General features: G+C 35.2%; 11 protein-coding genes. 6 read left to right on the top strand and 5 right to left on the bottom strand.

Going from position 1 to position 12,466, the window contains the following annotated elements; all coding sequences use genetic code 11:
- Positions 1–198 precede the first annotated feature (198 nt).
- Complete coding sequence (locus AB674_RS06405) at positions 199–2,784, top strand: T9SS type A sorting domain-containing protein (RefSeq protein WP_047774899.1); 2,586 nt, start codon at positions 199–201, stop codon at positions 2,782–2,784.
- A gap of 383 nt (positions 2,785–3,167) precedes the next feature.
- Here the strand turns inward: AB674_RS06405 and AB674_RS06400 are convergent, their stop codons facing one another.
- The gene (locus tag AB674_RS06400) at positions 3,168–4,721 is read right to left on the bottom strand and encodes an aldehyde dehydrogenase family protein (protein WP_047774896.1); all 1,554 of its coding nucleotides are present in this window, start codon (positions 4,719–4,721) and stop codon (positions 3,168–3,170) included.
- Between the two features lie 183 nt (positions 4,722–4,904).
- Here AB674_RS06400 and AB674_RS06395 point away from each other — a divergent pair, with 183 nt between their 5' ends.
- Both AB674_RS06395 and AB674_RS06390 read left to right on the top strand, forming a co-directional pair.
- The gene (locus AB674_RS06395; RefSeq protein WP_047774894.1) at positions 4,905–5,864 is read left to right on the top strand and encodes an MBL fold metallo-hydrolase; all 960 of its coding nucleotides are present in this window, start codon (positions 4,905–4,907) and stop codon (positions 5,862–5,864) included.
- Between the two features lie 37 nt (positions 5,865–5,901).
- A complete protein-coding gene (locus AB674_RS06390) occupies positions 5,902–6,192 on the top strand; it encodes a type II toxin-antitoxin system RelE/ParE family toxin (protein WP_047774892.1) in 291 nt (96 codons plus the stop codon).
- Positions 6,193–6,194: 2 nt separating this feature from the next.
- Here the strand turns inward: AB674_RS06390 and AB674_RS06385 are convergent, their stop codons facing one another.
- The 3 genes from AB674_RS06385 to AB674_RS06375 form a co-directional block, all read right to left on the bottom strand.
- Complete coding sequence (locus tag AB674_RS06385; RefSeq protein ID WP_047774890.1) at positions 6,195–6,506, bottom strand: hypothetical protein; 312 nt, start codon at positions 6,504–6,506, stop codon at positions 6,195–6,197.
- Between the two features lie 122 nt (positions 6,507–6,628).
- Positions 6,629–7,168: a 3-hydroxyanthranilate 3,4-dioxygenase gene (locus AB674_RS06380; protein WP_047774888.1), complete on the bottom strand. Its 540-nt coding sequence runs from the start codon at positions 7,166–7,168 to the stop codon at positions 6,629–6,631.
- Between the two features lie 113 nt (positions 7,169–7,281).
- Entirely contained in the window at positions 7,282–8,373 is a 1,092-nt protein-coding gene (locus tag AB674_RS06375; protein ID WP_047774887.1) for an endonuclease, read from the bottom strand.
- A 237-nt stretch (positions 8,374–8,610) separates the two neighbouring features.
- On the opposite strand from AB674_RS06375, the gene AB674_RS06370 reads away from it, so the two are divergent.
- From AB674_RS06370 to AB674_RS06360, 3 genes are all read left to right on the top strand, one after another.
- Positions 8,611–9,510: an LD-carboxypeptidase gene (locus tag AB674_RS06370; protein ID WP_082210598.1), complete on the top strand. Its 900-nt coding sequence runs from the start codon at positions 8,611–8,613 to the stop codon at positions 9,508–9,510.
- Positions 9,511–9,804: 294 nt separating this feature from the next.
- The gene (locus tag AB674_RS06365) at positions 9,805–10,164 is read left to right on the top strand and encodes a YraN family protein (protein WP_047774885.1); all 360 of its coding nucleotides are present in this window, start codon (positions 9,805–9,807) and stop codon (positions 10,162–10,164) included.
- 120 nt (positions 10,165–10,284) lie between these two features.
- Positions 10,285–10,941 carry an aspartate kinase gene (locus AB674_RS06360; RefSeq protein WP_047774884.1) on the top strand — a complete coding sequence of 219 codons (657 nt, stop codon included), beginning with the start codon at positions 10,285–10,287 and terminating at the stop codon, positions 10,939–10,941.
- Between the two features lie 688 nt (positions 10,942–11,629).
- Here the strand turns inward: AB674_RS06360 and AB674_RS06355 are convergent.
- A complete protein-coding gene (locus AB674_RS06355) occupies positions 11,630–12,463 on the bottom strand; it encodes a hypothetical protein (protein WP_131701517.1) in 834 nt (277 codons plus the stop codon).
- Between the last annotated feature and the right edge of the window lie 3 nt (positions 12,464–12,466).

Raw genomic sequence — 12,466 nt, 5'->3', positions numbered from 1 at the left:
TGTAATAAATTACAATTAATGCAATTTATTACATATTACTCATTTAAAACAACCATTCTTTTAATTATTTTCTTTTTTTAAGCAAAATTATTTTGAATATCAAAATTTTATATATTTTTGTGTAATCGATTACAATTAAAATTATAACCGATACTAGAAACCACTTTTTTCCATTTACTAACTATTAAACAAACCATTATGAAAAAAAACCTACTATTTCTGGCCGTCTTTTTTGTAACAATTCAGACTTGGGCTCAACAAGTTCAAATTACCGAATCATCCGGATGGCTCGAATCTGCTTTTGTAAAATGGCGACCTGTTAGCAATGCCCAAAGCTACAATGTCTACTACAGCGGTCAAGGAATCACCGATCAGAAAATCGACGATCAGCTTATTAGAAGTTATGGCAGTTATTTCCGTGCTGACGTTCCTGGACTTAAAGCTGGATCGTACACCTTGAAAGTAAAACCTGTAATTTCCGGAGTTGAAGGAACTGGTAGTACAACAGCCAGTTTAACGGTACTTGCTCAAGACCGAAATGGATTTGCTTTTGACAGTGGAAGAGTTCCCGGAGGCTATAAAATTGATGGAACTCCAAAAGATAATGCTGTCATAGTTTATATCACACAGAACACAAAAAATACCGTTTCTATGAACATCACGGGAGCCAGTACCAATCCTTGTGTTGGGTTGCAAAATATACTGTACGCCATAAAAAAAGGACAAGATACACGTCCCTTTATCTTTCGACTAATCGGGAACATTACCGATATGACCGTAATGGAAGGAGGCGATGTGGTAATCGAAAACGCCAATAATGCCTCTAGTTATCTAACTTTTGAAGGTGTCGGAACAGATGCTGTTGCTAATGGATGGGGAGTACGCCTAAAAGCGGCATCGAACATTGAAGTCAACAATCTGGGCTTTATGAATTGCAACAGCACAGCCGGAGACAACGTTGGAATGCAGCAAGACAATGACCACATTTGGGTGCACAATTGCGACTTGTTTTATGGAAATGCGGGTAGCGATGCTGATCAAATAAAAGGCGATGGAGCTTTAGACAATAAAACATCAACCTATATTACGCTATCCTACAATCACTTTTGGGATAACGGAAAAGCAAGTTTATTGGGATTAAGCGAAGGAACCACGGCAGGTCTTTACATCACGTACCATCACAACTGGTTTGACCACTCTGATTCCCGTCATCCGCGTGTTCGCTATTATTCAGCCCACATTTACAACAATTATTTTGATGGGGTTGCCAAGTATGGATCCGGTTCTACTTTAGGCTCTTCTTTATTTGTAGAAGGCAATTATTTCAGAAACAGTAAACATCCCATGTTAACTTCCCTTCAAGGTACCGATATTTGGGACGAAGCCAATCAGGTCAATAATGCCGGAACAATGGGAACGTTCTCTGGTGAAGCCGGGGGTTCTATTAAAGCATTCAACAATACTTTTGATGCGGATAATGCCACTAACAATATGCGTTTTGTTGCTTATGGCGATACAAATCCATTATACAATATTTCAGGTAAAATCAGTTCTACAACAGACTTTGATGCTTTTGTTGCGACAACAAGAGCGCAAACAGTAAGCAGTAGCGTAGTTTCTAAGTCAGGCGGAAATACGTACAACAACTTTGATACTAATGCTGCTTTTTATGTGAAGAACCTGGCAATAGACCAACCAGCTGCCGCAAGAACAAAAACGGTTCAGTACGCAGGTCGTATTTCCGGTGGAGATTTAAAATGGACATTCAATAATGCAACTGATGATACCTCTTCTCTAGTCATCACAGCATTAAAATCTGCTCTTACAAATTACACCGGTTCTTTAGTTGCTGTACAGGGAGAAGGAACTCCGCCAGCCGGATCACAAACACTAACCTCAACTGCAAATAACAATCAAACGGTGACAACTGGTGCAGCAATTGCATCAATTGTATTCACTTGGGGCGGAACTGCAACAGACGCCACTGTGACTGGTTTACCCGCTTCCGGAATTAGTTTTGTGAAAAACACCACCGCAAAAACGATAACGATTACAGGAACTCCAACTGCGACACTATCCTACTCTATTGCAACAACAGGGACTTCAGGTTCTCCGGCAACGGGATCCGGAACAATTACGGTAAGTACGGGTGGAAGTACCGGAAATGAAATCCATAATTTTACAACCTCCGGAAAAACAAGTTCATTTTATACCATCACCGGAAACATGAATTCAACTTCCGGATCTGTAACTTATAATGGACTAACACTAACTGGACGCTTAAAAATTGAATCCAGCACTTCAATAGCCTATACCACAACAAGTCCCTCTACTCTCACTTTAGTATTTGATTCGAATTTCACAGGAACAGTGAAGATAAACAATGTGTCCTACACTGCAACTGCAGGAATCGTTACTACTACAATTCCAGCCGGAGCTAATACCATAACCAAAGGATCAGTAGCTAATTTATATTATATCAGCACTACTTATAACGGTGGTACATTAAGAATGGTAAAAAACACTAAAACTTCTACTGAAGAACAGAACTTAAACATAGAGCGCACAAAAGTAGTTTTATATCCAAACCCTGTATCCTCTACGTTGTACTTATCAAATGAAAACGTAGAAAAAGTTTTGATTTATAATATGGCAGGAGTTCTAATAAGCACTACTGGAAAAGAGACTGAAAGTATTGACATAAGCCATCTCGTTCCCGGAACTTATCTGGCCAAAATACATACGTCGACTGGTATACTTAATCAAACGATTCTAAAAAAATAAATACTAAACGCATATTTTTCAGAACAAACAAGAAGCTGTCTCACCATTGAGACGGCTTTTTTTGACTGAAGAAAAACTCAAAATTATCTAACACAAAGTTTTAGTGAATCCGCTGCGTACTTAAACCATATGAGTACTATAAGATCATATAAGGATATCACTTAAATATACCTTTTGTAATATGATCAAGCGTATTACAAACCTTGAACATTTTTAAAAAACTTATTATAAACCAATAGCACACCTTAGCTTTACTATCACAAATAAAACATATCGGCAAAACCTGAAACTTGAAACCTGAAACAAAAGAAATAAAAGAAACAAAAAAAAACCGTCTCAACTTAACGAGACGGTTTTTCAAGTAGTATATGAGATAAATAATCTTACAAATCAAATTTTATTCCCTGAGCTAATGGAAGGCTCGTTGTATAATTGATTGTATTGGTTTGACGTCTCATGTAAATTTTCCAGGCATCAGATCCTGATTCACGACCACCACCGGTTTCTTTTTCTCCACCAAATGCACCTCCAATTTCAGCTCCTGAAGTACCAATATTTACATTGGCAATACCACAGTCAGAACCTACTACAGATAAAAATCTTTCGGCCTCACGTAAATTATTAGTCATAATGGCTGATGATAACCCTTGAGCTACTCCGTTTTGAAGATCAATTGCATTGTCTACTTCTCCCGAATATTTTACCAGATATAAAACCGGAGCAAATGTTTCGTGTTGTACAATTTCAAATGAATTTTGAGCCTCGGCAATAGCAGGTTTTACATAACAACCACTTTCGTAACCTTCTCCCGAAAGTACACCACCTTCTACCAAAACAGTACCGCCTTCGGCAACTACTTTATTCAAAGCCTTCGCATACATTTCAACAGCATGTGTGTCGATTAGTGGACCAACATGATTGTTTTCGTCAAGCGGATTCCCGATACGTAATTGTTTGTACGCAGCAACTAACGCATCTCTAACTTTATCGTAAATACTTTCGTGAATAATCAATCTTCTGGTTGATGTACAACGTTGTCCTGCTGTACCAACTGCACCAAAAACGGCTCCTATAACAGTCATCTTGATATCAGCATCCGGAGTCACAATAATGGCATTGTTTCCTCCTAATTCCAATAATGATTTTCCTAAACGTCCGGCAACGGTTTGCGCTACGATTTTCCCCATACGGGTTGAGCCTGTAGCAGAAATTAAAGGAATACGTGTATCAGAAGTTAGTAATTCTCCAATTTTATAATCGCCATTGATCAGGCATGAAATTCCTTCCGGTAAATTATTTTCTTTGATAACCTGTGCCATAATGTTTTGACAAGCGATACCACAAAGAGGTGTTTTTTCTGAAGGTTTCCAAACGCAAACATCACCGGAGATCCAAGCCAGAGCGGTATTCCATGCCCAAACGGCAACCGGAAAGTTGAATGCTGAAATAATACCGACAACTCCTAACGAATGATATTGTTCGTACATACGATGTCCCGGTCTTTCAGAATGCATAGTCAATCCGTGAAGCTGACGTGATAATCCCACTGCAAAATCACAGATGTCGATCATTTCCTGTACCTCTCCATAACCTTCTTGAAGTGATTTACCCATCTCATAAGAAACCAATTTACCAAGAGCTTCCTTATTCGCACGCAATTTTTCTCCAAACTGACGCACAATCTCGCCACGTTGTGGAGCCGGAATTAATTTAAAAGTCTTGAAGGCTGTTGTTGCAGCTTGCATTACTTTTTCGTAATCTGCAGGCGTTGACATTTTTACTGAAGCAATTAACTTTCCGTCAACCGGAGAATAACTTTCTAAAATCTCTCCTGATGAAAAGTTTTGTAAACCTGTCGATGTTCCTTCATTTATCGCTTTGATGCCCAATTTTTCCAGAGCTTCATTCATTCCAAATTGTGATGCTATTGTTGTCATTGTAACTTTTTTAGTTAAAATTGTTATATTTTTATGTAAAGATATTATTTCGAGTTGAATTTTTATTCAATTCAATTGTTAAAATGAAAGTAAATTTAGGGTTAATTACGATCAATAACAGAAATACAAAGCAATTTATTCCTTATAATTGATGAAATTTGCAACAATAAAATTATTCCTATTATGAGATTTCTTCATCCGCTTTATATTTTCCTTATTTTAATTTCTACCAGTGCATTTTCTCAGAAGGAGCAAAAACCTTCTTTTCAAATTGTACCCTTAGGAATAAAAGGCGGTATTGACGAAAAAAACCTTTCTGCCTATTTATTGGCGCCAGCAAGCACAAACGATTTTATCTGTCTTGATGCCGGAACGATAAATGCCGGAATTGAGGAGGCAATTGAAAAGAAAACGTTTAAGATTTCGACTAGCGAAGTATTGCGAAAATACATCAAAGGATATCTTATTTCACATGCTCATTTAGATCATGTCTCGGGTTTAATCATCAATTCACCTGCGGATTCCTCTAAAACGGTTTACGCAACAAAAAAATGCATGGAAATGATGGAAAATCATTATTTCAACGACCAGACCTGGGCAAATTTTGGAGATGAGGGTCCCGGATTTCCTTTGAAAAAATACCACTTTCAAACTTTATCAATTGGGGAGGAAACACCACTTACCAATACCTCAATGACGGTGAAAGCTTTTCCGCTAAGTCATGTTAATCCTTTTGAAAGCACTGCCTTTTTAATCAAAAATGAAGACCACTATGCTTTATATTTAGGAGATACCGGACCGGATGCTGTAGAAAAAAGCAATAATTTACGTGAATTATGGACAGCTATAGCGCCACTAGTCAAAAACAAACAACTGAAAGGTATTCTCATTGAAGTTTCTTTTCCGAATGAACAACCGGACCAATTTTTATTTGGACATCTGACCCCGAATCATTTGATGAAAGAACTTCATCTATTAGAAGAATTATCCGGAAAAGGTACCTTGAAAGGTTTTAAAATTATCATTACCCATTTAAAACCACCGACAAAGAATATTACTAAAATTAAAGAACAACTCAAAATTCAGAATGATTTAGGTCTTCAACTTATTTATCCGGAGCAAGGGAAAAAGATTATTTTGTAAGTTTATTTTTATAAATTAGCCAAATAAATTATTCTCGATGAAAATTATTTGGTCTGAAAAAGCAAAATACAGCTTTCATAGTATTCGAAATTATATTGAGATATGCTGGTCTCCTTTGATTGCAAAAAAATTCACCAATGATGTTTTGCGTGTAAACAACTTACTAGAAAAAAATCCTCACTTAGGAAAGTACAGAGCAGATTTAGAATGTCGCGAAATAGTAATTTCCAAACAAGTTACTTTGTATTATGAAATACAAGAAGGTTATATTCAATTAATTACTTTTTGGAATAATCGTCAACAGCCTATAGAAATTCTGGATTTGTAGATTTAAATTAATTTTTTACTTCTCAATTCTTCCAACATTTCTTCATGTGTTATAAAGTTTCCATTCTTTAAATCACGCTTCCCTTGTTCTATGTCAGCTATTAATTCTAACCTAAAATTTTCCTCTGGCGAAAGAATCTTTGCTATCGATAACATTTCATCTGGGGTAAACGTCTGCGTTTTTAATTTTCGATAAAATGTTGGGCTAGGAATACCAATCTGTTCAATAACATAATTCTTTTTGAAGGGAGAATTATTCAATACATCTTCCAGATTAGCAACGATGCTTTTATATGTGATAATTTCTTGTATCATTTTTGATTGTTTAATATTTCATTTTTCAATGTAAATATACTCAAAAACGACACACTATATCATAAACCTAACAGGTTTTTTAAACCTAACAGGTTTTTTAAACCTGTTGGGTTAAAGTAAATTTATTTTTTAGCTATAAATCTGGGATCGGACTCCATTACAGTCCCGCATTTATCACAGGTTCTTAATGATTCTGAATTATAAAAATGCTCAAAATGAGGCAGGAAATCTTTCTCTATATTATGCAATTCAAAATGTACTTCATACAATTTATGATTGCAGTTATCACAATGCCAAAGCAAACCGTCTGTATACCCTTTTCCGGCACGTTTGCGTTCGATCACCAGACCTATAGAACCTTCTGAACGAACAGGAGAATGCGGAATCTTTGCGGGATGCAAATACATATCACCGGCATTCAAAACCATTTCTTTACGTTCGCCATCTTCCTGAATCACCACTTTTATACTGCCTTCCAGCTGGTAAAAAAGTTCTTCCGTTTCATTGTAATGATAATCTTTTCGGGCGTTTGGCCCTGCAACAACCATAACGATATAATCACCGGAATCAACATAAAGATTTTTGTTTCCAACTGGTGGTTTCAATAATTGACGATTTTCTTCAATCCATTTTGTGAGGTTGAAAGGTTTAGCTATTGCCATTTTTTTGAGGTACTAAGTTTCTAAGATGCTAAGTTATGGAAAAGTTTTCAGTTCGCGGTGTCGGTAGAGATGGACTGCAGTCAATCTCTACTGCCCATCTCTACTGTCCACCTCTACTGCGAATTTACCTCTTTAATCAAATAAATATAAACCGGAAAATGATCACTAAAACCTACTTCTGTCAAGGAATGTCGCAATGGATATCCCCTATATTTTCCAGAGCTTTGAACGATATACGACCTTCTAAAAATACCGGCTTTCCAGAATTTAAAAGAGGCGAAATCAGGCCGTATCAAAGGTTCTGAAATTATAATCTGATCGAAAATATCCCAAGAGTCTCTGAAGGCAAGTGTGCCCATCCCTTTATTAAACATTTCTTCAAATGGGTTAAAGACTCCAAATTCAGGAACCTCCCCTTTTTTTGCCTTTGCACCTAAGGCAACTTTTATGCTTTTATTGTATGGCCCATCGTTAAAATCCCCCATTGTTATAATCTTGGCATTTGGGTTTATTTGCTGTAGTGAATCGATAATTTTCCGATTAAGTCTGCCGGCTGCTTCCCTATATTTACCGGAGACTTCTTCTCCACCCCAACGGGATGGCCAATGATTGACAATAATACTTACTTCTTCCTGTTCTAAAAATCCTGTAACTAAAAGCTGGTCTCTTGTAAAAACACGATTGTTCCCGACTGTTGTGTTTATTTCTTCTTCTGACTCCTTACTCTCTTCTTTTTCCACAGCAGTACTATCCCCATAGATATACAACGGAATACTGGAAAATGAAGTTGGTCTGAAATACTTCTTCTGAAACAATAAAGCCACATCGATTCCGCGTCTGTCCGGCGAATCAAAATGAATGATTCCGTAATCATATTGTTGTAATTTTGATTCCTTTATTAAATCCTCCAGGACTCCCCTGTTTTCAATTTCAGCCGCTCCTATTAAGGTTGGCGTATTTGTATTCTCCGGTGTTCCGATTTCAGATAAAACCCTCGCCAGATTTTTTAGCTTTTGGCGGTACTTTTCATTTGTCCAATTTTGAATTCCGTTTGGAGTCCACTCATCATCATTTCTTTCCAAATCATTTATCGTATCGAAAAGATTTTCCAAATTATAAAAAGCTACCGTATGGATTCTATACTTTTTAGATTGACCGAATAACGTAACGATACAGAAAAAAAGAATCAAAAAAGATTTACCCATTGTTATTTATATACTTTTTAAGAACTTCAAAAGTACAAAATAAAACCATTATTTGTAAGCAATTTCCTGTATTTATGTTTTCTGAAATACTTATATTTGTCAATCACATTAATACACCAAGCAAAGTAAACTATGAACTTAAAGAGCTTTCAATACACAAAGAGGCGTTTTGTTATTTGTAAAATCGTAATTCTTACTTTTGCTTTACAATCATTCACCTGTCAATCCCAACAAAACATGATCACACCACCTTATCTACAAAAAGGAGATACCATAGCTATTCTGGCAACTGCCCGAAAAAACATAGATGACAATCTTAAACCTACTATAGATTTATTACATAGTTGGGGTTTAGAGGCTGTAATAGGAAGCACCATTGGTCTTGATGTCAATCAATTGGCCGGAACTGATGAGCAACGTGCTGCCGATTTTCAAAAACAATTAGACAATCCTAACATTAAGGCAATTTGGTGCGTTCGTGGTGGATACGGAACTGTCAGAATGATTGATCTTTTAGATTTTACCAAATTCAAACAACACCCCAAATGGATTGTTGGTTTTAGCGATGTTACGGTTTTACACAATCATTTGAATACAATGGGATATAAATCGATTCACGGCGTGATGCCTGTAACTATTCCGCGTGCTACTCCTGATGCGATTAGCACAATGAAATCAGCTTTGTTTGGTGAACCTCTTTCCTATACTGTTGCTCCTGATGCGATGAATCGTTTCGGAAAAGCAACAGGAGAATTAGTAGGCGGAAATCTCTCTATTCTATACAGTTTATTAGGTTCACAATCTGCTATAGACTGCAAAGACAAAATTTTATTTATTGAAGACTTAGACGAATATCTTTATCATATCGATCGCATGATGATGAACTTAAGACGCAACGGTTGTATTGAAAACCTGAAAGGAATTATTGTTGGTGCCATGACCAAAATGAAAGACAATGAAGTTCCATGGGGGAAAAATGCCGTAGAAATTGTAGATGATGTTACTAAAAAATACAATATACCGGTAATTTTTAATTTTCCGGCCGGTCATATTCGCGACAATAGGGCTTTGATTATGGGAAGTACCATAACAATTGATGTCAATGCGTCCGGAAGTACTGTTGTTTTTGACAAATAAGTTAGACAAACACGTATCGGTGTCAAACCAGCAAAGTTTAAACCATATAAGTGATGTAAGTTCATTTAACTAAACTTATATTTTCTCACCTTAATTACATGGTTTAAAAAACAAGAGATAGAATGATGTCAATGCGTCTGGAAGTACTGTGGTTTTTAACAAATAAGTTCCACAAACATAGCACTGTGTAAAACTAGCAAAGTTTAAACCATATAAGTAATGTAAGAAAATATAAGTTTAGCTTAAATGAACTTACATTACTTATATGGTTAAAAAAAAATAAGAGATTGAAAAATGGCAAAACACAACGAACTTGGAAAAAAAGGGGAAGAACTTGCTGTAGAGTTTCTCTTAGAAAACGGCTATGAAATCCTCGATCGAAATTGGACATTTCAAAAGGCAGAAATAGATATAATTGCTCAAAAAGAAAACATTTTAGCCATAATTGAAGTCAAAACAAGATCGAGTATAGATTTTGGTTTACCGCAAGAATTTGTCAAACCAAAAAAAGTTCAGCTGCTCGTAAAAGCAGTAAATGCCTACATAAACGATAGGGAAATAGATTCTGAAGTTCGTTTTGACATCATCGCAATCCATAAAAAAGGGGAATCATTTGCAATTGAACATCTTACAGACGCTTTTTATCATTTTTAACATAATTTTTACTTGTTATAATTGTAACAAATTGTTTTTTTATTTATATTTGCGCAGATTTATAACACCACAATTAACTAAACCAACCCAATTAAGTTACCCAAAAACAATTAAAAAATTATGAAAACCGTTTCTTCAATTGTCGAAAATTACATTAAAACAAAACCTTTTTTATTGAACGCTTTATCGCTGGGAATTATTAATCTTACTTCGCTTTCACGGAATATCATGACCGAGTTGGAGAGTGAATTTGGCAAAGAAGTAAAACAAGGCGCTGTTGTAATGTCACTTAAACGACTTACCGAAGAATTAGATTTTAAACTGAATCATAAAATCAACAAAGTCATCAAGAATATTGGCGAAATTACAGTTCGTTCCGAATTAACGGACTATACTTTTGCAGCCTCAGAAACTGTTTTAAACAAACAAGCGGATCTGATTTCTGATATTAATGTGTTGTCTGATATTTTTTATACTTCATCTCGTGGTGTAAACGAAACTAATATCGTAGTAAGCAGCAGTGTTAATCATTTGGTTGAAAAACACTTCATACGTGAAAAGCTGATTCAGAAATTAGATAATTTAGCTTCAATTACAGTAAAGCTTCCTAAAGAAAATATTGTTGTTCCGGGTATTTATTACTTTATTTTTCAACGCTTGGCTTGGGAAGGAATTATCATTAATGAGGTTATCTCAACTTCAAATGAATTTACTATTTTAGTTGGAGAAGATCAGGTTGATGTTGCCTTTAAAGTAATTAAAGATCTTAAAAATTAATCCCATAGAATCATCCGATTCTTTTTTATACATCCTTTTATCTTTCCATCTAAACGAAAGATAAAAGGATTTTTTATTCCCAAACAGTGCTATAAAGCCCGTATTTTAAAGAACTCTAATAAGAATATTCTCAAAAACCTGCTTTGTAATTGTTAATTTTTAGAAACACAATCCCTAAACTCATCGATCAAAAAACGGGTTCGCCCTTAGTTTTAGCGACACTCCACACAAAAACATTAAAAAAAAGAAGAATTATATTTTTTTACGCACAATTTTTTAAGAATAATATTTTTATATATTTGTTAACGCATTAACAGAATTAATTATTCAAAACTACAACGAAAAAAATCGTTCGTTTTTGAATAGCAGTATAAAGAAGATTTGTTTAAGAACCGGAAATCGTACGAATATCAGGATTACCCTATTCAGAAACCCGGTATCGCTATAAATACAATCAGAAGTCAAACAGACAAAGTAGTATACTTCAGGCTTCTGATCAAACTGTCTAGACCAAAAAACCACTTTTAACCAATCAAATCACTCTTTTCGGGGTGATTTTTTTTCGCCACGAATTGCACGAATTTTAAGATTAAGTCAAAAAAATGTGGCGCATTAAGAATTAAACATCACGCAGATTTCGCAGAAAGTAATGATAAAAAAATATCCAAAAATTGATTTTCCTTCTTCTTTAATAATATACATAAAGTGTCTTGCCATTATCTGAAGTTAAATCACCCCAAGATGTCGCCGGTTGTACTTGACTAATCGGGTAGTTGTCAGCATTATAAACAAATTCATTTACAAGAGGTGGATAAGATTCAGAAAACTTTGTAGAAACAAGATTATTCGAAGAAGTTACATCTACAGAAATAGGATCAATAGATCGAAGATAATAAAGGCTGTCATAAAAGCTTCTTCCACTGTAGTATATAGGATTCTTTTTGTTATCATAACTATACTCAATGGCTCGATTTGGAGCTCCATTACTACCCTTACGATAAACAATCTTCACTATATTATTGTTATGATCATATTTCAACTCTGCAACTGATGAGTTTTTATAGGCCTCTGAAGGCTCAATGCGAACTATTTTAATAATTCTACCTTTGCCATCTGTATGCAGCTCCGAAAATACTTTTTTTGAAAAACCATGCTGCTTTGTAACAACAATTTTATTCGGCAAATAACTAAATAAGACACAATCCTCAACACCGTCAATGACTTTAATCAATCTATTCTTATTATCATATTTATAGGTTTTCTTCTGTCCACCGATTAACGTGGACGAAAGCCTTCCTTTATAATCATATTCATAATTATCTACTTCCAAAATTCCATTTGGAAAATGATTAAAAACTTTCCTCATAAGGCCTTTATCATATTCAATAAAGGTGGAATGTCCGTTTCCATAAATCATAACTTTCAATAATCCATTATTTGAAACTTCTCCAGAATCATCCGAACTACATCCGGAAAAAACAATAAGCATTAACAAGCAAAAAAAATTAATCTTCCCTTTCATTTA

This window comes from Flavobacterium sp. ABG (genome assembly GCF_001027725.1).
GTDB classification, from domain to species: domain Bacteria; phylum Bacteroidota; class Bacteroidia; order Flavobacteriales; family Flavobacteriaceae; genus Flavobacterium; species Flavobacterium cupriresistens.
This window is presented reverse-complemented; position numbering and strand designations above follow the sequence as displayed.